Consider the following 20,230-nt stretch of genomic DNA (forward strand, 5'->3'; position numbering starts at 1 on the left):
TGGTCCGGGCGGGGCATAGCAACTCGGCTGGCTGCTGTCACCCTTTCCATAAATTTCAATAGGCCTGTCGGGACGAGCCGAACCCGCCCGTCCTTGGATCAAAGATTTCCATGAACCGAAAGCTGCGCTGAAGCCACCCACGCTCAGGCAGGGAACTATTGGCTGAACGACGATGAAAACGGCATCCAGACTTCTTCAGATCCTTGCGCTCAGCGCCTGCTTCACCGCGCAGGCCCACGGCGCCTTCTCGATGCCAGGCGTGCGGCAGGCGCTAAGGACAATGGCTGGTCCGAGCGGCCAGATCCTGCCGCCGATCAATGCTTCCCTCGAAATGGTCGAGGGCGCTTGAGGCTCAGGCCGCCAATCCACCGGCCTGCGTCTTCAAGAACGCCTCGCCGCAGGCCTTCGCCAGATTGCGCACCCGCAGGATGTAGCTCTGGCGCTCGGTGACAGAGATCACGCCACGCGCGTCCAGCAAATTGAAGACATGGCTGGCCTTGATGCACTGGTCATAGGCCGGGAAGACCATCTTGTGCATCGGCAGATTGTCGTTCGAGGCCGGCGCGCCGGCCTCGAGCAGAGCCTTGCACTCGGCCTCGGCGTCCTCGAAATGCCTGAGCAGCATCGCCGTGTTGGCGTATTCGAAATTGTGGCGCGAATATTCCTGCTCGGCCTGCAGGAACACATCGCCATAGGTCACCTTGTCGGCGCCCTCGCGGCCGTTGAAGTTGAGGTCGTAGACATTGTCGACGCCCTGCACATACATGGCCAGGCGCTCCAGGCCGTAGGTGAGTTCCCCCGCCACCGGCGCGCATTCGATGCCGCAGACCTGCTGGAAATAGGTGAACTGCGACACCTCCATGCCGTCGCACCAGCATTCCCAGCCAAGGCCCCAGGCGCCCAAAGTCGGGCTTTCCCAATCGTCCTCGACGAAACGTATGTCGTGCAGCAACGGGTCGACGCCGATTGCCGCCAGCGAGCCGAGATAGAGCTCCTGCAGATTGGGCGGATTGGGCTTCAGGATCACCTGGTACTGGTAGTAGTGCTGCAGCCGGTTCGGATTCTCGCCATAGCGGCCGTCCTTGGGACGGCGCGAAGGCTGGACATAGGCGGCGTTCCAGCCCTTGGGGCCTAGCGCGCGCAGCGTCGTTGCCGGATGAAAGGTGCCGGCGCCGACCTCCATGTCATAGGGCTGGAGGATGACGCAGCCATAAGCCGCCCAGTAATTGTGCAAAGTGAGGATCAGCCCCTGGAACGAGCGGCTGGGATGCATATGGGCTGGGATTTCAATCGTCACGGTGGCCTCGGCGACACAGGCTAGCTTGCGGCCACGTCCTAGAGACACGGCGGCGAAGCGTCAAGCAAGGCGCGCGCCCGCGACCTTTGCAGGACCGGTCGAAAGCTTTGCGAGCGGCTGGCCCATTGCCGGACGTGGCGACCTGCGCTCTCTTCGAAGCCCTGTATCGCCCATGTCAACGACGACAGGTCAAGCCATGTCCAACCCCGTCACCATCCGCCCCGTCACGCGCCAGGATTTCGACCGATGGCTGCCGCTGTGGGACGGCTACAACGCGTTCTATGGCCGTTCGGGCGAGACGGCGCTGGCAAGCGACATCACCGCAATGACGTGGTCCCGCTTCTTCGACGCCTATGAGCCGGTGTATGCACTGGTCGCGGAAAACGAAGGCGAGTTGCTTGGCCTCGTCCACTACCTGTTCCACCGCAGCACGACGGCAATCGCACCAAACTGCTATCTGCAGGATCTTTTCACCAGCGAGGCGCCTCGCGCGGCAAAGGCGTCGGCCGGGCGCTGATCGAAGGCGTCTACGAGCGCGCCCAGGAGGCCGGTTCCGGCCGAGTATACTGGCTGACGCATGAAACCAATCACACGGCGATGAAGCTTTATGACAAGGTCGGCGAACGCTCGGGCTTCGTCGTCTATCGAAAGATGTTCTGAGCGCGTTCTGAGCAGACGGACATCAAAACGAAAACGGGGCTCCGAGAGCCCCGTTCGGATTCCAAAAAGGCGTTTCACCCCTTCGGGGCGGGAACCGGCTCCGGCTTGACCTTCGGGGTTTCCTGCGCCGTGTTGGACTCGATCGGCGGCAGGCCCTTCATCAGCTTCTGTTGCAAGGAGGCAAGCACGTCGGGATCCGGCTTCAGGTCGCGGGCCTGGTTCCATTGGAAGGTGGCTTCCAGCTTGCGGCCGACGCGCCAGTAGGCATCGCCGAGATGGTCGTTCAGAACCGGATCTTCCGGCTTCAGCGAGACCGCGCGTTCCATCTCGCGCACCGCGTCATCGAACCGGCCGAGGCGGAAATAAGCCCAACCCAGGGAATCGACGATGTAGCCGTCGCTCGGCTTGAGATCGACGGCCTTCTGGATCATCTCCAGGCCTTCCTTCAGGTTGGTGTTCATGTCGACCCAGGAATAGCCGAGATAGTTCAGCACCTGCGGCTGGTCTGGCTGCAATTCCAGGGCCTTGCGGAAATTCGGCTCGGCCTTTGGCCATTCCTTCAGCCGCTCATAGGCGATGCCGCGCTGGTAGAAGATGTTCCAATTGGCGGCGGTCGGTGTCTTCAGCACCTCGACGGCCTTGTCGTAGAGATTGGCGGCGGAGCGGAAATCCTCCTTCGAGGAGTAGACACCGCCGAGCGCCAGATAGGCGCGCATGTCGTTTGGATGAGCTTCGACGAAGGCCTTCAAATGCGTGATCGCCTCGTCATGGCGGTCGAGATCGGCAAGGTTGAGGCCAAGCTGCAGGTCCGAAATCTCCTTCAGTGGCGAAGAGTCGGGGATGCGCCGATAGAGTGCGATGGCGCCCTCGCCGTTCTTCAGCTGTTCGGCCACGGCGGCGAGCTGCACGAGGGCAGCGTCGCTGTCGGGCTTCAGGGCCAAGGCATATTGCAAATAAAGGCGCACGAATGGCTCGCCGCCGCCACGGTTGAGCGCGGTGGCAAGATCGAGCAGGATTTCGGAAGCACCGTCGGACGGACCGGACACGAAGGGCGCGATCTTGTCGCCCTTGCTGATCCTGTCGCGCAAGGCGACGATTTCCAGCTTGCCCGGCGAGAACGCCTCGGCCTGGTCGAGAACCGACATCGCCTTGGCCTTGTCGCCCTTGCGGGCCAGGAACGAGGCATAGGCCTGCGCATTGCGCATCCAGGTTTCAGGCGCCGCACCGCCGGCGGTGGTGTCCTGCATCGTCGCGGCATAGATAGCCTCGGCCTTTTCAGGCATACCAGACGCATCGGCGATCAGGGCGCGGTGGAAGGATTTGAACAGGCCGAACCAGTCCGGCCCCTGCAGCTTATCGATAGAAACCATCGCTTCGCTGGCCTGGCCGGCACCTTGCTCGGCCCAGCCGGACATGACGCCGGAGATCAGCCGATCGAGATCGGATTCCAGCGACAGCTTGAGCCAGTACTGTGCCTTGGTGAAATCCTTCTTGTGGAAGGTGTCGACCGCCAGCGCCAGGCGCGAGAAGCGCTCGACATCGGGCACTTCCTTGAGCTTGTCGGCATAGACCAGCGATTCGTCGAAGCGGCCTTGAGCGATCAGCGACAGCATCAGGCTCTGCTGCAGGGCTGTGTCACCAGGATTGAAGGCCAGGGCTTGCTTGTAATAGGCGATGGCGCTGTCGAGGTCGTTGTCGCCCTCGGCGATCCTGGCAGCCAGATAGGCGCCCGAGAATGACGAGATCTTGACCGGTTCGGTGGATTGCTTGGCATAGGCCGGCAATGCCGAAATCGCCATGCCCGTCACAATTGCCAGCCTTGTCAGCCAGCGCGCACGTCCTTGCTGCATCATATCCCTTTCAGCCAGGCGCCATCTCCGCGTCAGCGGATCGACCCAGACTCGATCTTTCCAGGCAAAGCATGGCCTTTTTGGGGTCGCGCTTCAATCCGCCTGAAATTCACAATCGGGTCACCCGATTAACAAACCATGGCTAAATGGGACGGTTTTGCGCGTCAACAGGCCGCCGCAGCCGCGCATCGCGATAGCCGCCGCTTGCCACCGCGCCGCACAGCCCGCTCCATTCGCAGCCGCCGCACGCCTTGCGCACGTGGCCGGTCGAAAACGCCTGCCGCAGCCTTGTCAGGATGGCAGCATCGAGATCGACGCGGATGCCGTCCCGGATCGGCCGAGCCAGCAGCGCTTCCACGTCTTCCGTGGCCTGCCGGTCCCGCCCGGCCGCGCCGTCACGCAGGCAGTGCGGTTCCGGCTCGCCAAGCAACGGAGCGCAGATGTCGTCTGGTCCGGAAACGAGGAGGATGTCTTCGCCCCGGCTCAAGCGCTCCGCGATTCCGTCATAATTGGCGGTGAAAGCGGGGCTGTATCCCTTGCCCACATAGGTGAGCAGGCAAAGGAGATGGTGGGCGCGCAGCCTGACCGTCACGGCTTCGGCAAGTTCATCTTGCCGCGCGGGAGCGCCATCAGCGTCGCGGCGCCAAGCGCCGATTTCAGCAACCCGCCGACGATGAACGGCACGAAGCCGAAGGTGATGGCCTTCTCGGCGCCGATCATGACGGCAAGCCAGGCTGTGCCGAGAGCCAGGCAGGCAAGATTGCCGAGCAGCATGGCGGCGAAGGCAAGCAAAACCCTGTTGCCGTTCCAGCCGCGCTCGGCCAACCAGCCGACCAGTGCGCCGGTGACAGGAAAGGCAAAGAGATAGCCACCCGTCGGGCCCACGAAATGCTGAATGCCGGCAGCGCCGCCGGCCAGGACTGGAATGCCGACAGCACCTTCGACCAGCCATGCCGCGATCGTCACCGCGCCAAGCCGCCAGCCATAGAGCGCACCGATCAGCGTCACGGCGAAGGTCTGCATGGTCACCGGAACCGGCACCATCGGAACCTCGATGTAAGAGGACAGCGCCAGGAAGAGCGTGCCGAGCACGACGGCGCCGGCCTGCCAACCGAGCGATCGCTGCTGGAGACGCAGCGGGCTGAAGGACGGTCTGGCGGACGAGAATGCGAGGTTGGTCATAGGCTTCCCTTCGGTCGATCCGAAATTATAGATAATTCCTGTTTTCGATCTATTATCGAATCCACATTTCTGGAGCGATAGCAAGCCTGGGCTTGGGAAAAGATCGTTCAACCCACGATCGCGAAAGCTTCGCGCGTGGCGCCGGAGGCTGTCCTGACCGGCTTGCGGCCAATCCATTGGACATGCCGTCCCAATGTTGTCGCGGCCGATTCGGTGTTCCCCTGCCGCAAGGCGGTGAGGATCGCCCGGTGGTCCTGGTCGGTGCGCGTCTCCCACTCCGAGCGCCAGGCCGCGAACAGGAAGCGGGCGCTCGCCGCGTGCAGATCGTCTATGGTGGCAAGCAGGCGGGGCATGCCACAGGGCGTCAGGATCAGCCGGTGAAAGGCGCGATTGGCCTCCTCCCACGACCTGACGTCATGGGATTTGTCGCCGGCTTTTGTCGCCTCCTCGGCCTGGTCGAGAATGGCCGAGGTCAGATGCGGCGCGGCTTGGCGCAGTGCCAGCACTTCGAGTGCGGCCCGCATTTCGGCGACCTCCTTGACCTCGCCCAGATCGAAGGCCGCGACACGCACGCCACGACGCGGCTCACTGACGGCGAGGCCCTGCGCCTCGAGTCGGCGAAAGGCCTCGCGCACGGGAACGTGGCTGGTATTGAATTCCTCGGCGACATGATCCTGCCGCAACCTCGCCCCCGGCTCGATCGCGCCGGAGATGATGCGATCCGCCAAAACCTTGCCGATGCGGACGGCGATGGTGTCGTCAGTGCCCTTGGCCATGTTTTATAGATAATTCGCGACTGGTCTGCTTGTCGAGACGGCAGGGCGAATTCACAGGCGTCTTTTCACTGACGGCCCCCGGCAGGAAGCCGTCAGGCGCTCAGTTCACGCGGCTGATGCAGAAGTCAATGACGTCGATCAGCGCCGATTTCTGCGGCGTCTCTTCCAGCGGCGCCAGCGCGTCGCGGGCGATCTCGCCGAAATGGCGGGCGCGCCCGATCGTGTCGGCAATGGCGCCGTGGCGGGTCATGAGGCCGATCGCCTTTTCCAGCCCGGCGTCGTCGGTGACATTGTCCTCGATGGCGCGCTTCCAGAAGGTGCGTTCGGCCTTGCTGCCGCGCCGGTAGGCGAGGATGACCGGCAAGGTCACCTTGCCCTCGCGGAAATCGTCTCCGACATTCTTGCCCAGATCCTTGCTGGTGCCGCCATAGTCCAGCGCATCATCGATCAGCTGGAAGGCAAGGCCGAGGTTCATGCCGTAGGAACGCAGCGCCGCACGGTCGTTGCGGGTCGCCTGGGCGATGACCGGGCCAACCTCGGCGGCGGCCGAAAACAGCGCGGCGGTCTTGGCCTTGATGACGGCGAAATGCTCGTCCTCGGTGGTTTCGAGGTTCTTGGCGGCGGCCAGCTGCATGACCTCGCCCTCGGCGATAATCGAGGCTGCGCTGGACAGGATGTCGAGCGCTTCGAGCGAGCCGACATCGACCATCATGCGGAAGGCCTGGCCGAGCAGGAAGTCGCCGACCAGCACGCTGGCCTGGTTGCCCCAGATCATGCGGGCGGTCTTCTTGCCGCGCCGCATGCCGCTTTCATCGACCACGTCGTCATGCAGAAGCGTGGCCGTATGCATGAACTCGACCGAAGTGGCGAGCTTGACGTGGCCCTCGCCGGCATAGCCGAACATCTGCGCCGCAGCCAGCGTCAGCATTGGCCTGAGCCGCTTGCCGCCGGACGAGATCAGGTGATTGGCGACCTCGGGGATCATCTCGACGTCGGAGCCGGCCTTGGACAGGATCAGCTCGTTGACACGTCCCATATCGGCAGCAGTCAGATCGATGAGATCCTTGATGGAGGCGGGCTCCCGCTTCCCGTTTTCGATGTTGAGAACGACACCCACGACAATCACTCCCGTCTTGGTATAACGCGTGCGACGGCACCCTTAGTCCCGACAAGACTCTAGGGCCGCTGGCACGGCCACGGCAAGTGGCGAATTGGCGCGGCGGCGGCGACAGCGTGTCAACGCCGGGAAATGCGGGAATGCGGCCGCACGTTTACATGCACGCCGCAACCTGCGAGTTTCTTGCGATGATAGAGCTCATCCGCACCAACGACGCCGTCATCATCTCCTTTGTCGAATCGCTGATGCGCGATGCCGGGATCGGCTGCTTCGTCGCCGACCAGAACATGAGCGTGCTCGACGGCTCGCTTGGTATCCTGCCGCGACGCGTCATGGTCGATGCCGACCAGGCCGACGCCGCGCGCCGCATCCTGACCGATGCCGGCATCGCCAACGAGATCCGGGGGAAATAATGTCGGCCGCGCCAGCCGCCCTTGTCCCGGATACGCCGGCCCACACGGTCGACGCGTTCCACCGCGGCCGGTTCTGGCTCGTGCAGCCCAAGCATGGCGGCCATCGCGCCGGGATGGATGCAATGATGCTGGCCGCATCCGTACCGTCCTCGTTTGGCGGACGGCTCGCCGATTTCGGGGCCGGCGCCGGTGCTGCCGGTCTTGCGGTGCTGTCGCGCTGTCCGGGTGCCCAGGCTGTGCTGGTCGAACGCGCGCCTGAGATGGCGGCCTTCGCGGCAGCCACGCTTGCCCATCCGGGCAACGCGCACCTCAGCGATCGCGCTGCCGTGCTCGTCGCCGATGTCACCGTGTCGGGCCGCGCCCGGGCCGCCACCGGCCTTGCCGACAATGATTTCGACTTCGTCATCATGAACCCGCCTTTCAACGCCGCACGGGACCGCGCCACTCCCGAGCCGCTAAGAAAGGAAGCGCATGTCATGGAGGACGGACTGTTCGAAAGCTGGATCCGCAGTGCGGCGGCGGTTGTCAGGCCGCGCGGCGGGCTTGCCGTCATCGCCCGGCCCGAACAGCTCGGCGCCATTCTCGACGCGATTTCAGGCCGCTTCGGCGAAGCCGAGATGCTCGCCGTGCACCCTCGCCCGGACGCGGCCGCAATCCGCATTATCGTGCGGGCAGCACTTGGGGCACGAGGAAAGCTCGCCATCCGTCCGCCCCTGATGCTTCACGCGCGATCGGGCAACGGCCCCGACGAGCGCAGCGAAATGATCACCAACGGGCTCGCCTCGCTGTTCGGAGACTGAGCTGTTGGCGGCCTACACATTGCCGTTGGCCGGGAAATCCCTACATGCCTGCAACCATCGCCGGAGACCACGCCATCGTGAAACGTCTTTTCAACCGCCTGCTGCCGAAGTCCTGGCGCTCCTCCGTCGTCACCGTTCCGGTCATCCGACTGCACGGCACCATCATGGCCGGCGGAGGCCAGTTCCGGCCGAGCCTGTCGCTTGCTTCCACCGCCGGACTGATCGAAAAGGCGTTTTCCTTCGAGGCGCCGGCGGTCGCGATCTCGATCAATTCGCCGGGCGGCTCGCCGGTGCAGTCACGGCTGATCTTCAAGCGCATCCGCGACCTTGCGGTCGAGAAGAATAAAAAGGTCCTGATCTTCGTCGAGGATGTCGCGGCGTCCGGCGGCTACATGATCGCGGTCGCCGGCGACGAGATCTTCGCCGATCCCTCCTCCATCGTCGGCTCGATCGGCGTGGTGTCGGCCTCGTTCGGTTTCCCGGAACTGATGAAGAAGATCGGCGTCGAGCGCCGTGTCCACACCGCCGGCCAGAACAAGGCGGTGCTCGATCCGTTCAAGCCCGAGAAGAAGGAAGACGTCGAGCGGCTCAAGGTGCTGCAGCTCGAAGTGCACGAGACCTTCATCGATCTGGTCAAGGAGCGCCGCGGTACGAAGCTGGCGGACGATCCGGACCTGTTCACCGGGCTGTTCTGGACCGGCAAGCGAGGCCTGGAGCTCGGCCTCGTCGATGCGCTGGGCGACATGCGCACGGTGCTGAAGACCCGCTTCGGGCCGAAGACCCAGCTCAGGCTGGTGGCGGCGCCGCGCGGTTTGTTCGGCCGCTTTGGCCTGTTCGGCTCGAGCAAGGGCTTTTCGGCGCCCGATATCGCGGCGGCTGCCGCCAGCGGCGTCATCAATGCGGCGGAAGAGCGCGCATCGTGGGCGCGCTTCGGGCTTTGAAAAAGCCATGAAAGCGTCTAGCATGGTTGCCCGAAAGACCCGACCGGCCGGTCTTACCGGCCCAGCGTGGTAGGAGTTTGACATGCCGCAGCTCATTTTTTTCGCCGTCGTCGGCGTCGCCGCCTATTTCGGTTACCGCACCTTCGTGCGCGAGGCTGAACGCGTGACGGCCAAGGTGCGGCGCACCGAAAAACAGGCGGCCAACGGCGCGATGGGAACGCTGGTCAAGGATCCGCAGACCGGCGAATACCGGCTGGCCAAGGACTGACCCTCATTTCACTCGCAATCGAGACTGCGGAATCCGGTCAGCGTGTCCGGACATGGGCCGCACCCGCCAAGATAAACCTAGCTTTGCACGTCACCGGCAGGCGCGCCGACGGCTATCATCTCATCGAAAGCCTGGCTGTGTTCACGCGCTTTGGCGACAGGATCGAGATCGCGCCGGCCGACGCCGATGAGTTCAGCGTGTCCGGCCGCTATGCGGCGGACGTACCGCTCGATGGCGGCAATCTTGTGCTGAAGGGCCGCGACGCCTTGCGGCAGGCCGCCGGCGTTCGGAGCACGCCGCCGGTAAGTATCAGGCTCGAAAAGAACCTTCCGGTCGCATCCGGCGTGGGCGGAGGGTCGAGCGACGCGGCGGCCGTGCTGCGCGGGCTGACCGAGAGCTGGGGGCTGGAGCTCGATAGCGCCGAACTGGCGCGGATCGGTCTTTCGCTTGGCGCCGATGTGCCGATGTGCCTGGCGGCAAAGCCGCTGGTCGCGCGCGGCATCGGTGAGGAACTGTCGATGGTGCCGGATTTTTCAGCACTGGGTCTCGTGCTGGTCAACCCGGGCGTGCCGGTCTCGACGACGGAAATCTTCGCCGCACTCTCCCGTCGCGATAATGAGCCGCTGCCGCCGCTGCCGCGCAGCATCGATTTTCACAGCCTGCGCAACTGGCTGGAAATCACCCGCAACGATCTCGAGCAGCCAGCCCTTGCGATACAGCCCGCCATCGGCAGGGCGCTTTCATGGCTTGATAAGGCCGGATCGGGCTTTTCACGAATGTCCGGGTCGGGCGCGACGTGCTTCGGCCTGTTCGAGACCGGCAATGTCGCCAAGCGCGCGGCGGCCGAGATCCGCAGCCGCCAGCCCGACTGGTTCGTCGCGGCAACGCGCAGCATGGCGTCGGAGGCTGGGCGAGATGGCCAGAATTGACGAGAGCCGAGCCTTCATTCCGGTGCGGATCGCGGTGCTGACTGTTTCCGACACACGCAGCTTGGCCGACGACAAATCCGGCCAGACATTGGCCGATCGCATTACCAAGGCCGGCCACATCCTGGCCGCCCGCGATATCGTCACCGACGACCGCGAAAGGATCCGCGACGCCGTTCTGGCGTGGTCGCGGGACAAGGCCATCGACGTCGTGATCACCACTGGCGGTACCGGTTTTACCGGACGCGATGTGACGCCCGAGGCGCTGGAGCCGATCTTCGAAAAGCGCATGGACGGATTTTCGGAAGTGTTCCACCGCATTTCCTATGACAAGATCGGCACCTCGACGATCCAGAGCCGGGCGACCGGCGGTGTCGTCAACGCCACTTTCGTCTTCGTGCTGCCGGGCTCGCCAGGCGCCTGCAAGGACGCCTGGGACGGCATCCTCGAGCCACAACTCGATTACCGGCACATGCCCTGTAACTTCGTCGAGATCATGCCGCGCCTGGACGAGCATCTGCGGCGCGGCAAATCGGCTTCGTAAGCAACGCCACGCAGAGCCGTTGCAAAAATCACCCCCGAGAGCGGTGCTGCTGCTTCGGCTGCGCTGGCCAGATTTCGGCGTCGAGCCGCCTGGTCGCCAGCCCGCGCGCTAAGGCCTCGGCGGTGCCGGCGTTCTTGGACAGAGATGCCGCCTGTCGCTTGCTGATCACCAGTCCGTCGGCGAGCGCGCGGTTTGCCGAAAAGACCCGGGCCAGGAACGGTGGACGGCTGCCCCGCGCCCGCGAGAACCGGGCCGCTATTGTCTGCCTGGCCGTATGGGCGACGACGGCGTCGATCCAGCCCTCCACCAGCCTCGCACCCGGTTCGAGAAACAGCAGCCAGTCACCCTTGGCCTGGCGGATGCCGGCGGCGATGCCGCCGCTCCCCACATAGTGGCAGCCGGCATGCTCGGCGACGCGATGCGTCTGGTCGCTGGAGCCCGTGTCGCAGACGACAACCTCGCGCACCACGCCCTCGACCGCGCCGCCAATCAGCGTCGCCAGCGTACGGGCGAGCCCCTCCTCGTCATTGTGCGTTTCGATCAGAACACTGAGCATGGTTAGCCGAATAGCGGAAAGCGTTGGTCGGCGCCAGTTTTTGCAGCGCACCATAGAAAGTTCTTGATTTGTTCTCCTCGATAAAATAGGAATAATTTCATGAGCAGAGCGATTCGACACAACATGGACAGTCCCTGGGAGCGGGCGAAGATGGAACCGATCATGCGCGCCGATATTGCTGCCTTCGGAGCAGGGCGAGCCGAAATGGCCAACGCGATGATCGAGCAGAGCGGCATGCGGGTCCGTCCGGACCGCAACCGCGGCCGGTCGGCAGGCATCAATCCGTCCGGTCGGTTCGAACCTGTCAGCCGGCATGTCTTCGACGATGGCTGGAGTTCGCTGGAGGAACTTCCTCCCTTCAAGACCGAGGTGCAGGTGGAAAAGCCGCGCACCATCATCACCCGCAACGAATCGCCCGACATCTCCTTCGACCGGTCGATCAATCCCTATCGCGGCTGCGAGCACGGTTGCGTCTATTGCTTCGCGCGGCCGACACACTCGTTCATGGGCCTGTCGCCGGGCCTGGACTTCGAATCCAAGCTGTTCGCCAAGCCCGACGCGGCACGCCTGCTCGACAAGGAATTGTCAAAGGATGGCTACCAGCCGCGCACCATCGCCATCGGCACCAACACCGATCCCTACCAGCCGATCGAGAAGCAGTACCGGATCATGCGCGAAATCCTCGAAGTGCTGGAGGCGCGCGGCCACCCGGTCGGCATCGTCACCAAGTCAGCCCTGGTCGTGCGCGACATCGACATTCTGTCGCGCATGGCGGAGCGGGGCTTGGCCAAGGTGGCGCTGTCGGTGACGACGCTTGACCGCATGCTGGCCAGGACGATGGAACCTCGGGCATCGACGCCGACCAAGCGGCTGGAGGCGATCAGGCAGCTTTCGGATGCCGGTATCCCCGCTTCGGTGATGGTGGCGCCGATCATTCCGGGCCTGACCGACCAGGAGATGGAACGCATCCTCGACTCGGCGCACCATGCCGGGGCGCGCGAGGCTGGCTACGTGGTGCTGCGCCTGCCGCTGGAGGTCAGCCCGATCTTCAAGGATTGGCTGCTGCGCCACTATCCCGACCGCTACCGCCACGTCATGTCGCTGGTCCGTTCGATGCGCGACGGCAAGGACTACGATTCGGAATGGGGCAAGCGCATGAAGGGCGCCGGACCCTATGCCTGGCAGATCGGCCGGCGCTTCGAAATCACCGCCAAGCGGCTCGGCCTCAATGCCGAGCGGCGTACGCTGCGGACCGACCAGTTCGTCGCTGCCGGCAAGGACCAGGAGCAGTTGATGCTGCTCTGAACCGAAAATCGCCTCGGCTGTTCATTGCCGCCGTGGCAAAGAAATCCCGTCCGGCCTGCCCCGGCCTGCAGACGGTGCCCTCCCGGTCCGGCGCCCCACCCGACCCGGAGGGACTTGCGGAGAATCGGAGCCGATGCGAACCTCGCCGCAACATGGCTCGCGCGCGTTCTGATTCTCCGCCTCTCTTCGAAATCGTCGAGAAACCCGATTTCTCCTTCGAGACGAAGGCGATGGCCGATGGTTTGTGGCCGGTCGCGGGGATGGACGAAGCCGGCCGCGGCCCGCTCGCGGGTCCCGTGGTCGCGGCGGCAGTGGTGCTCGACCCCGCCAATATTCCCGAGGGTCTCGACGATTCCAAGCGGCTTAGCCACCTGCAGCGCGAAGCGCTGTTCCTGCACATCATCGGCTCCGCTCTCGGCGTCTCGATGGCGTCGATCAGCGCCGAGGGCATCGATGGCAGCAACATCCTCAAGGCGAGCCTCGAAGCGATGCGCCGCGCACTGGTCGGGCTGCCGGTGCAGGCTAAGCTCGCGCTCGCGGATGGGCGCGACGTGCCGCCGGGATTGCCCTGCGAGGGGCGTGCGCTGATCAAGGGCGACCAGCGCTCCCAATCGATCGCCGCCGCCTCGATCGTCGCCAAGGTCATGCGCGACCGCATGATGCGCGGCTGCGGCAACCATCACGACCGCTACGGCTTCGAAGTCCATATGGGCTACGCCACGGTCCGGCACCGCACGGCGATCGAGGCGCATGGGCCAGTGGCTCGGCTGCATCGCACTTCGTTTGCGCCGTTCCGGCTGGGCGGGACTGAAGTGGTTGAGGAAGAGAGCTTGGCCGGGCTGGAGTAGGGCGACGGCAGTGGCAATTCCATCTTCCCCACGAGGGCGGAGATTGGCCGCTTTGACGCGCCGCTTTCTCCCAAACAAAAAAGCCGCCAGGTTGCCCGAGCGGCTTCGTGTCAGCGACTGAAGAACGCTCAGTTCAGCTTGGCCTTCACATCCTGCAGCGCGGACCTGAACAGGTCGGCTCCGGCCTTAGCGTCAACCTTGGCGGCGAGCAATGCGCGTGCCGCCTCGACGGCTATATCGACGGCACTGGCCCGCACTTCGGCAACCGCGTCACGCTCGGCTTGGCCGATCTTCTGCTCGGCAAGCGCGGTGCGCCTGGCAACGTAGTCCTCGGTCTTCTTGTGGGCGTCGGCAGCCAGCAGTTCGGCCTCACGCTTGGCGGCCGCTACAATGTCGGCGGCCTCCTGCTCGGCTTCCTTGCGCTTCTTCTTGTATTGGCCGAGCAGTTGCTGGGCTTCGTCGCGCAGCTTGCGGGCCTCGTCGAGTTCACTGCTGATCCTGGCGGCGCGGGCGTCCAGCGCCTTGGCGATCATGCCGGGCACCTTGATGTAGATGGCGATGGCCAGGAAGATGATCAGGGCAATGGTGGCCCAGAGCGTTGCGAGAGATGTAGCGTCCATGATGCGCTCCTCACCGGGCCACGGATTTGACCGCGGCCGCGATCTCGGCCTTGCTGGCCTTGCCGCCAACGAGTGCCTCGACGATCGCCGAAGCGGTATCCTCGGCGATGCTGCCGACTTCCTTCATGGCGTTGGCCTTGATGGAAGAAATGCGTGCCTCGGCCTCGCCAAGCTTCTCATCGAGCGCGGCCTCGATCTTCTTGCGCGCGGCGTCGGCTTCCGCCTTCGCCGCATCGCTGGCCTGCTGGCCGATCGAGTTCGCGTTCTTCTTGGCTTCCGCCAGTTCCTGTTCGTAAGCGGCAACGGCGGCGTCGGCCTCGCCCTTCAACTTGGCCGCCTGGTCGAGATCCTGGCTGATGCGGTCGTTGCGGACATCGATGATGCCGCCGACGCGCGGCATCACGACCCGCTTCAGGAACAGGTAGAACAGCCCGAACGTGATCGCCAGCCACAGAAGCTGCGACGGAAACGTCTCCGGATTGAATGGCGGAAACGTGCCGTGCGCTTCGGCAGGCACGCTGGTGCCGGAATGCGTGTCGCCTCCGGTCGCAGCGTGGCTGGTGTCGGCTGATGGCGCGGACTCTTGCGCGAAGGCAGATGTCACGAACATGGACTATCCCCAGATATCAGGCCCGCCGCTTGCGCGGCCGGCCTGTCCAATCTTCTCAGTACTCAGCCGAACAGGGCCAGCAGCGCAATGAGAAGCGAGAAGATGCCCAGAGCTTCGGTCACGGCGAAGCCGAAAATCAGGCGGCCGAACTGGCCGTCGGCGGCCGACGGATTGCGCAGCGCGCCCGAGAGGTAGCTGCCGAAGATGTTGCCCAGGCCAATGCCCGCGCCACCCATGCCCAGGCAAGCGATGCCGGCGCCGATGTACTTTGCTGCTTCTGCGTCCATTTGTTCAACTCCTTTGGATCTGAAAATTTCGTTGCTATTCCATCCGGCGTCGTGCCGGAAACCTGATTAGTGCGAGGGATGGAGGGCGTCGTTGAGATACATGCAGGTCAGCACCGCAAAGACATAGGCCTGCAACAGCGCCACCAGCAATTCGAGCGCCGTCAACGCCACCGCCATGGCCAACGGCAGGATCGATCCCGCAATGCCGAGCGCACCCAGCGCACTGAGGCTGACCACAAATCCCGAAAAAACCTTCAGCGTGATGTGGCCGGCGAGCATGTTTGCGAACAGACGAACCGAGAGGCTGACCGGGCGCGACACGAAGGAAATCACCTCGATCGGAACGACAAGCACCATCATCAGGAGGGGCACGCCCTTCGGCACGAACAGCTTCAGGAAGCCAAGGCCATGCTTCATGAATCCATAGACGATCACGGTGCCAATCACCATGATGGCCAAACCGAAGGTGACGATGATGTGGCTGGTGATGGTGAAGAAATACGGGAACAGGCCGAGCAGATTGGCGACCAGCACGAACATGAACAGCGAGAACACGAAGGGGAAGAATTTCATGCCCTGCGTGCCGGCGGCATCGCGCAGCATGTTGCCGACGAACTCATAGGCCATTTCGGAGACCGACTGCAGCCGGCCGGGAACCAGGCTGCGGCTCGACGTCGTCAGAAACAGGAAGGCCGCGGCAATGACCACGGTCGCGACCATGAACAGCGCGGAATTGGTGAAGGACAGATCATAGCCGCCGATCTCGATCGGAACCAGCTTGATGATATGGAACTGGTGGATCGGATCGACCTTGTCAGCTGCCACGTTCAAACCCCGTCAATGCCGCGTACGGCTAAATTACCATTGCCGCATGGAAGGCGGCTATTTCCAAATGCCGCCTGAAGGGCGGTCATTTGCTGTCGTCCAGGTCGCGGCGCGGCTTCGCACCTTGTCCGAATTCCGCCACAACGCCAGCTGAACGCATGACATTGAGCACGCCGGCGCCAAAGCCAAGCAGCAGGAAAACGATCAGACCCCACGGCGATGTCCCCGCCATACGGTCGATGATCCAGCCGATGCCGGCGCCTCCCACCACCCCGGCGATAAACTCGCTGGATAGTTTGATCGCCTGACCGTATCCGGTCACTGGTTTCGCGTCGTCTTTCCCCTCAAGCCGGTTCGGCAGCCTTGTCGCAAGCGATGCTCCAAGTTCACGCCGACGTCGCTCAAGATCGTCGTCGCGGATTTCGGGGTCATGCTGCTTGCCGCGGCCGGTTTCTCCGGTTCCGTCTGGCCTGTTTTTCTCGGCCATCGCAACCCCCCTGCCCGGGCAGACCGTCACCGTCCGTCCGCTTCTAAAGTCGCCGGCAACATAGTTAGAGGGTTTGCGCCCGTCAAGCCACGGAGGGAAGTTCCGCGCTGTGTATTTTAGCTAGTAAGATCAAACGGTTACAAAGGTGCGACATCGTGCCCTTTGCGATCGGCGGGATGCGCCGCGCGAATCCCCCCGACAATGTCTCTCCGATCGACCGTGCGACCGTGCGAAAAGACGGGCGGGCGGCGGACCGTTCAGCTCCAGCCACCACCATAGGTCCGGTAGAAGATATGCAGGCCGATCTTGGTCATCTTCTGCATCGTGCGGGCCCAGCCGGGATGGACGTAATTGGCATAGTAGTGGGTCGACGATCCCACTTCCGGAATGAAGATCTTGCCAGCGGTGACGGCCATGCCGACGTCCTGAGCGGTCTTGTAGGCGACCGGATTGTCGATGCGCTTCTTTCTGCCGTCGCAGGCGAAGGAGAACTGGCAGCGGTTGAACCAGCTGTCGTTCTGGTAGACGACGCCGCAGATCGAATTGGGATAGGCGGGGTTGCGGACCCGGTTGAGGATCACCTGGGCGACGGCGGCCTGACCGCGCACGGCTTCGCCGCGGGCCTCGAAATAAATGCCGTTGGCCAGGCACTTCTGCTCCGGCTTGGAGAAGACGCTGGCCGGAAGCGGATTCTGGATCCATGAATGGTCGCCCTTGGCCATCGGCGGAATGAAGCGGCCGCTGTTGGGCTCTTCATCCTGAAGCAGGGCTTCAAAGGGCGAGGCCTTGGCATAGTCCGGCGCGGATTGCGCATAGGCGGTCGCCAGCACATCGGGATGGTCGTTGTTGACCAGGGCGGCAAGCATGGCCGGCACGCCGGGATCCGGCTTCTTGTCCTCACGCGCATGGAATGCCGCGGCGATCTGGATTTCCTTGCCTTTGATCCGCGGCTTGGCGAAGGCCATTTTCAGATCGCCGTCCATGCTCGGCCGCATCAGCGAGGAGGTCCGCTGGAAGATCGAGCCGGCATTGAAGTTCTTCGGTGGCGCCACGGGAGAGACCTGGACGATGCGGCCCTTCTTGTCGGCGCGCACGACGCGATCCTCGTCGGGCGACCCGCTGACCTTGCCGCCCTTGCCGCGAAACGAGACGGCGCCGACACCGGGAAGGCGAACACCGGAACCCGAGATCGAGCTGGTGACGTCGGAATCGACGAACGGCATCTCGGCGGCGTGGACCGAACCGGCGACGGATTTCTCGACATAGGAATTCCAGCGCGTGGTCGGCGATTCAAGGCCGGAAACGAGGCTGGTCATGTCCTGGTAGGCAGCGACGGTCGGAAAGCCGATCCAGATACCGAGACCGATGATGAGCGGAGACACAAGGCTGCGTTTCTCACCGGCGGCGGCCATCAGCCGCTTCAACACACGTCGATGCACGGAACTCTCTCCAGGAACGCAACTGACCCCACTGGAGAGCAAAATGATGCATTAACCTTGATGGGACGTTAACGAGGTCGGTCAGGTTTTCTCGATCGGCTAGAGGTCGTGGTTTCGAAGTCGGGCGATTTTGCGGCGGCAGGCTCAGGTCCGCCGCAGGAAGATCGGCCAGGCGACCAGGGCGCAGGCGGCTGCCGACAGCCACACGCCGGGCCATGACCAGAGGTGCAGCAGCCCTGGAATGGCCACCGGAACCAGGAAGAAGCCGACGAAGACAAAGCTGTTGGCAAGGCTGAGTGCGGTTCCGACATGGCCTGCACCGGCAAGCGTGGCAAGCTCGGTATAGGCAACGCCGTGCCAGGCGGAGACCGAGATGCCGGCAATGACAAGCACCAGGGGCAGGACAGCGATCAGGAAGGATTGGCTGGAAGGCGTTGCGGGAGCGGCCAGAACCAGCAACCAGAGCACCACGAAGGCCAGCGCGCTCAGCGCACTGCACAAGCGAAGAAATTGACGGCGGTTGCCGTGGCGGTCGGTAAAGCGGCCGCTCCAGACGCGCATGACCATGGCGCCGACCTGTACAGCGGCGAGGCTGGCGCTGATCGCCGTCGTGCCAAGCCCGGCAAAGTCGTGCAGGAACACCGATGCGAAAGTGAGGACCGCCACCTGCGGAAAGCAGAGCAGGCCGATGGCGGTCGAGATGCGCCAGACCTCGATGTTGCGCAACGGTGCCGGTCCGGCCACATCAGATGAGACGGCGTCGCCCGCCATCGGCGGTTCGTGCAGCCAACGCCAGGCGAACAGGGCGGCGAGAGCGGATGCCGCCGCCAGAAGCCCGAACACCGCGGCGAAACCGAAAGCCAGGGCAAGCGAAGGCAGGACGAGCGCGCCAAGGCCGCCACCAAGCGGCACCGCCGTCTGCCGGATGCTCATGGCAAAACCACGCTCATTCTGCCGGAACCAGGCCATGATTGCGCGGCCGCTCGAGCCATTGACACTGCCGCCGAGCAATCCCGTGACGAGCAGGCTTGCCGCCAGCAACGTGACATCGGGAATGCTTGAGCTTGTCGGCACGACGAGCATCGCCATCGCAAGCAGCCAGGCCGCCGTTGCACCGAGGCCGATCAGAAGCACGCGGCGATCCCCCCAGCGGTCGGTGAGCAGGCCCCATGGCAGCTCACTGAGCGCAACCCCCAGTCCAAGAAGACCGAGGGCCAGGCCAAGCTCGGCATTGCTCAAATGATAGCCCTGGCGAAGCACGACCGCCGTTGCCGGTATGCCGGAGAAAGTGGCCGAGAAACCGGCATTCGCGGCAACCCCGATGCCAAGAACCTTCCAGCGGTGGTTGGGGCCGAAGGTCCGGCCGGCCGCGGCGATGCCTCGCCCGGATAGCTGGCAATCGTTGCGAATGACGGTGGCAGACATGATTCCATTCCCGTGACGCCGGCCGAGCGGCCTTGACGGGAGGCATATAGCGCCATAGCTTCATCCATAAAATCAGGAATATTTTGATCAATAATCCTGAAAATAGGGATGATCTATGCGCCGCGTCACCTTCGATCTCGACGTGCTGAGGACTTTCGTCACCGGCATGGACCTGGGAAGTTTTGCGAGGGCAGCTGAGCGGCTTGGCCGCTCGACCTCCGCCGTCAGCGCGCAGCTGAAGAAACTGGAAGAGCAGGCCGATACGCCGATCTTCCGCAAAGCGGGGCGCGGCCTGTCACTGACCGAAGCCGGCGAGACGATGCTCGGCTATGCGCGGCGCCTGATCGAGCTCAATGACGAGGCCGCCCTGGCAATCCGCGACATCGAACTGGAGGGCTGGGTGCGGCTCGGCCTGCAGGAGGATTTCGGCGAGGCCGTGTTGCCGGAAGTGCTCGGTCGCTTCGCTCGCGCCCACCCTAAGGTTCGGATCGAAGCACGGATTGGACGTAGCCACGAATTGGCCGAGCGTGTCCTCTCCGGCAACCTCGACATTGCGCTCGCCTGGCATGATGGTACGACGCTGCCGTATAGCCGGCATGTCGCCGACGTGCAGGCGCGCTGGATCGGCCCGTCGAAACCGATGGAGGCGGGCCCCCACGATGGCGAGGCGCTGCAGCTGGTCGTGTTCGAGGCGCCTTGCCTGCTGCGCACCGTGGCGACCGAGACGCTGGATCGTGCCGGGCGGCCCTGGCGGATGGCGTTCTCCAGCCCCAGCCTTGGCGGCATATGGGCTGCGGTGGCGGCGGGCCTCGGGCTGACGATCCGCACCGATATCGGCCTGCCCGCGAATGTCCGGGCGCTCGCGCCCGGAATGCTCGGGCTGCCGCCGCTGCCGAAAATGGCGCTGCATTTGCATCAGAAGGATGCCGAGCTCGATCCGATCGCGGCGCGGCTGGCCGGCATCCTGCTGCAATCGGCGTTCGAAGCGTTGCCCGAGGGTGCCGAGATCAAAGAAAACCTGCTGAAAGTCGCTTAGCCGCAGCTCTCGGCGGAG

At 63.9% G+C, this 20,230-nt stretch carries 24 protein-coding genes and 1 pseudogene; 11 read left to right on the plus strand and 14 right to left on the minus strand.

The genetic code is table 11. The annotated features are described in order from the left end of the window. The first annotated feature begins 172 nt into the window (after window positions 1-172). A complete protein-coding gene (locus tag LB524_RS02795) occupies window positions 173-349 on the plus strand; it encodes a hypothetical protein (protein ID WP_224523547.1) in 177 nt (58 codons plus the stop codon). A gap of 3 nt (window positions 350-352) precedes the next feature. On the opposite strand, the gene LB524_RS02800 is transcribed toward LB524_RS02795, so the two are convergent. Beyond that, a complete protein-coding gene (locus LB524_RS02800; RefSeq protein ID WP_140724753.1) occupies window positions 353-1,297 on the minus strand; it encodes a glycine--tRNA ligase subunit alpha in 945 nt (314 codons plus the stop codon). 196 nt (window positions 1,298-1,493) lie between these two features. Here LB524_RS02800 and LB524_RS02805 point away from each other — a divergent pair. Further along, window positions 1,494-1,957, plus strand: a pseudogene (locus LB524_RS02805) (N-acetyltransferase family protein). A gap of 74 nt (window positions 1,958-2,031) precedes the next feature. Here LB524_RS02805 and LB524_RS02810 read toward each other — a convergent pair. The 5 genes from LB524_RS02810 to LB524_RS02830 form a co-directional block, all read right to left on the minus strand. Then, window positions 2,032-3,807, minus strand: coding sequence for a tetratricopeptide repeat protein (locus LB524_RS02810; RefSeq protein ID WP_140617320.1), 1,776 nt, complete (start codon window positions 3,805-3,807; stop codon window positions 2,032-2,034). 142 nt (window positions 3,808-3,949) lie between these two features. Further along, the gene (locus tag LB524_RS02815; protein ID WP_224523549.1) at window positions 3,950-4,399 is read right to left on the minus strand and encodes a DUF1284 domain-containing protein; all 450 of its coding nucleotides are present in this window, start codon (window positions 4,397-4,399) and stop codon (window positions 3,950-3,952) included. Further along, window positions 4,396-4,989 (minus strand): biotin transporter BioY, encoded by a 594-nt coding sequence (locus tag LB524_RS02820; RefSeq protein WP_224523551.1) that lies wholly within the window; start codon window positions 4,987-4,989, stop codon window positions 4,396-4,398. The genes LB524_RS02815 and LB524_RS02820 overlap by 4 nt, the downstream gene beginning before the upstream one ends. A gap of 107 nt (window positions 4,990-5,096) precedes the next feature. Beyond that, on the minus strand, window positions 5,097-5,765 hold the full coding sequence (locus tag LB524_RS02825) for a GntR family transcriptional regulator (RefSeq protein WP_015318843.1): 669 nt from the start codon (window positions 5,763-5,765) through the stop codon (window positions 5,097-5,099). 100 nt (window positions 5,766-5,865) lie between these two features. Continuing rightward, window positions 5,866-6,882, minus strand: coding sequence for a polyprenyl synthetase family protein (locus LB524_RS02830; protein WP_015318844.1), 1,017 nt, complete (start codon window positions 6,880-6,882; stop codon window positions 5,866-5,868). Between the two features lie 188 nt (window positions 6,883-7,070). Between LB524_RS02830 and LB524_RS02835 the strand changes: the two genes are divergently transcribed. The 6 genes from LB524_RS02835 (at window position 7,071) to moaB (ending at window position 10,774) form a co-directional block, all read left to right on the plus strand. Further along, complete coding sequence (locus LB524_RS02835) at window positions 7,071-7,295, plus strand: DUF2007 domain-containing protein (protein ID WP_015318845.1); 225 nt, start codon at window positions 7,071-7,073, stop codon at window positions 7,293-7,295. Further along, a complete protein-coding gene (locus LB524_RS02840) occupies window positions 7,295-8,095 on the plus strand; it encodes a tRNA1(Val) (adenine(37)-N6)-methyltransferase (protein ID WP_015318846.1) in 801 nt (266 codons plus the stop codon). The genes LB524_RS02835 and LB524_RS02840 overlap by 1 nt, the downstream gene beginning before the upstream one ends. Before the next feature lie 77 nt (window positions 8,096-8,172). Continuing rightward, on the plus strand, window positions 8,173-9,036 hold the full coding sequence (locus tag LB524_RS02845) for a S49 family peptidase (RefSeq protein ID WP_224524011.1): 864 nt from the start codon (window positions 8,173-8,175) through the stop codon (window positions 9,034-9,036). A gap of 82 nt (window positions 9,037-9,118) precedes the next feature. Then, the gene (locus tag LB524_RS02850) at window positions 9,119-9,304 is read left to right on the plus strand and encodes a membrane protein (RefSeq protein WP_015318848.1); all 186 of its coding nucleotides are present in this window, start codon (window positions 9,119-9,121) and stop codon (window positions 9,302-9,304) included. A gap of 5 nt (window positions 9,305-9,309) precedes the next feature. Further along, a complete protein-coding gene (locus LB524_RS02855) occupies window positions 9,310-10,233 on the plus strand; it encodes a 4-(cytidine 5'-diphospho)-2-C-methyl-D-erythritol kinase (protein WP_224524012.1) in 924 nt (307 codons plus the stop codon). Beyond that, window positions 10,220-10,774 carry a molybdenum cofactor biosynthesis protein B gene (gene moaB, locus LB524_RS02860; RefSeq protein WP_224523553.1) on the plus strand — a complete coding sequence of 185 codons (555 nt, stop codon included), beginning with the start codon at window positions 10,220-10,222 and terminating at the stop codon, window positions 10,772-10,774. The genes LB524_RS02855 and moaB overlap by 14 nt, the downstream gene beginning before the upstream one ends. A 28-nt stretch (window positions 10,775-10,802) precedes the next feature. On the opposite strand, the gene LB524_RS02865 is transcribed toward moaB, so the two are convergent. Continuing rightward, entirely contained in the window at window positions 10,803-11,330 is a 528-nt protein-coding gene (locus LB524_RS02865) for a glycosyltransferase (protein WP_140788093.1), read from the minus strand. A 150-nt stretch (window positions 11,331-11,480) separates the two neighbouring features. Between LB524_RS02865 and LB524_RS02870 the strand changes: the two genes are divergently transcribed. Next, window positions 11,481-12,635: a PA0069 family radical SAM protein gene (locus LB524_RS02870; protein WP_041163509.1), complete on the plus strand. Its 1,155-nt coding sequence runs from the start codon at window positions 11,481-11,483 to the stop codon at window positions 12,633-12,635. Between the two features lie 152 nt (window positions 12,636-12,787). Next, window positions 12,788-13,483, plus strand: coding sequence for a ribonuclease HII (locus LB524_RS02875; RefSeq protein WP_140823348.1), 696 nt, complete (start codon window positions 12,788-12,790; stop codon window positions 13,481-13,483). A gap of 128 nt (window positions 13,484-13,611) precedes the next feature. On the opposite strand, the gene LB524_RS02880 is transcribed toward LB524_RS02875, so the two are convergent. From LB524_RS02880 to LB524_RS02910, 7 genes are all read right to left on the minus strand, one after another. After that, window positions 13,612-14,103 (minus strand): F0F1 ATP synthase subunit B, encoded by a 492-nt coding sequence (locus LB524_RS02880; RefSeq protein ID WP_015318854.1) that lies wholly within the window; start codon window positions 14,101-14,103, stop codon window positions 13,612-13,614. A 10-nt stretch (window positions 14,104-14,113) separates the two neighbouring features. Then, the gene (locus tag LB524_RS02885) at window positions 14,114-14,713 is read right to left on the minus strand and encodes a F0F1 ATP synthase subunit B (RefSeq protein ID WP_140823349.1); all 600 of its coding nucleotides are present in this window, start codon (window positions 14,711-14,713) and stop codon (window positions 14,114-14,116) included. A 62-nt stretch (window positions 14,714-14,775) separates the two neighbouring features. Beyond that, entirely contained in the window at window positions 14,776-15,000 is a 225-nt protein-coding gene (locus LB524_RS02890; RefSeq protein WP_013896722.1) for a F0F1 ATP synthase subunit C, read from the minus strand. A 66-nt stretch (window positions 15,001-15,066) separates the two neighbouring features. Further along, window positions 15,067-15,825 (minus strand): F0F1 ATP synthase subunit A, encoded by a 759-nt coding sequence (locus tag LB524_RS02895; protein ID WP_015318856.1) that lies wholly within the window; start codon window positions 15,823-15,825, stop codon window positions 15,067-15,069. A gap of 85 nt (window positions 15,826-15,910) precedes the next feature. Next, window positions 15,911-16,312: an AtpZ/AtpI family protein gene (locus tag LB524_RS02900; protein ID WP_224523556.1), complete on the minus strand. Its 402-nt coding sequence runs from the start codon at window positions 16,310-16,312 to the stop codon at window positions 15,911-15,913. 257 nt (window positions 16,313-16,569) lie between these two features. Then, on the minus strand, window positions 16,570-17,751 hold the full coding sequence (locus LB524_RS02905; protein ID WP_224523559.1) for a cell wall hydrolase: 1,182 nt from the start codon (window positions 17,749-17,751) through the stop codon (window positions 16,570-16,572). A gap of 144 nt (window positions 17,752-17,895) precedes the next feature. After that, window positions 17,896-19,176: an MFS transporter gene (locus LB524_RS02910; protein WP_224523562.1), complete on the minus strand. Its 1,281-nt coding sequence runs from the start codon at window positions 19,174-19,176 to the stop codon at window positions 17,896-17,898. A 115-nt stretch (window positions 19,177-19,291) separates the two neighbouring features. On the opposite strand from LB524_RS02910, the gene LB524_RS02915 reads away from it, so the two are divergent. After that, entirely contained in the window at window positions 19,292-20,212 is a 921-nt protein-coding gene (locus LB524_RS02915) for a LysR substrate-binding domain-containing protein (RefSeq protein WP_224523563.1), read from the plus strand. Window positions 20,213-20,230: the final 18 nt, after the last annotated feature.

Origin of the sequence: Mesorhizobium sp. ESP6-5 (genome assembly GCF_020164695.1) — a bacterium.
Lineage (GTDB): Bacteria > Pseudomonadota > Alphaproteobacteria > Rhizobiales > Rhizobiaceae > Mesorhizobium > Mesorhizobium australicum.

Bases quoted from the DNA above. Each gene is read 5' to 3' on its own strand.
- LB524_RS02795 (WP_224523547.1), top strand. From the start codon at position 173: ATGAAAACGGCATCCAGACTTCTTCAGATCCTTGCGCTCAGCGCCTGC.
- LB524_RS02810 (WP_140617320.1), bottom strand. From the start codon at position 3,807: ATGCAGCAAGGACGTGCGCGCTGGCTGACAAGGCTGGCAATTGTGACG.
- LB524_RS02820 (WP_224523551.1), bottom strand. From the start codon at position 4,989: ATGACCAACCTCGCATTCTCGTCCGCCAGACCGTCCTTCAGCCCGCTG.
- LB524_RS02825 (WP_015318843.1), bottom strand. From the start codon at position 5,765: ATGGCCAAGGGCACTGACGACACCATCGCCGTCCGCATCGGCAAGGTT.
- LB524_RS02835 (WP_015318845.1), top strand. From the start codon at position 7,071: ATGATAGAGCTCATCCGCACCAACGACGCCGTCATCATCTCCTTTGTC.
- LB524_RS02840 (WP_015318846.1), top strand. From the start codon at position 7,295: ATGTCGGCCGCGCCAGCCGCCCTTGTCCCGGATACGCCGGCCCACACG.
- LB524_RS02850 (WP_015318848.1), top strand. From the start codon at position 9,119: ATGCCGCAGCTCATTTTTTTCGCCGTCGTCGGCGTCGCCGCCTATTTC.
- moaB (WP_224523553.1), top strand. From the start codon at position 10,220: ATGGCCAGAATTGACGAGAGCCGAGCCTTCATTCCGGTGCGGATCGCG.
- LB524_RS02865 (WP_140788093.1), bottom strand. From the start codon at position 11,330: ATGCTCAGTGTTCTGATCGAAACGCACAATGACGAGGAGGGGCTCGCC.
- LB524_RS02870 (WP_041163509.1), top strand. From the start codon at position 11,481: ATGGAACCGATCATGCGCGCCGATATTGCTGCCTTCGGAGCAGGGCGA.
- LB524_RS02875 (WP_140823348.1), top strand. From the start codon at position 12,788: ATGGCTCGCGCGCGTTCTGATTCTCCGCCTCTCTTCGAAATCGTCGAG.
- LB524_RS02880 (WP_015318854.1), bottom strand. From the start codon at position 14,103: ATGGACGCTACATCTCTCGCAACGCTCTGGGCCACCATTGCCCTGATC.
- LB524_RS02885 (WP_140823349.1), bottom strand. From the start codon at position 14,713: ATGTTCGTGACATCTGCCTTCGCGCAAGAGTCCGCGCCATCAGCCGAC.
- LB524_RS02890 (WP_013896722.1), bottom strand. From the start codon at position 15,000: ATGGACGCAGAAGCAGCAAAGTACATCGGCGCCGGCATCGCTTGCCTG.
- LB524_RS02900 (WP_224523556.1), bottom strand. From the start codon at position 16,312: ATGGCCGAGAAAAACAGGCCAGACGGAACCGGAGAAACCGGCCGCGGC.
- LB524_RS02910 (WP_224523562.1), bottom strand. From the start codon at position 19,176: ATGTCTGCCACCGTCATTCGCAACGATTGCCAGCTATCCGGGCGAGGC.
- LB524_RS02915 (WP_224523563.1), top strand. From the start codon at position 19,292: ATGCGCCGCGTCACCTTCGATCTCGACGTGCTGAGGACTTTCGTCACC.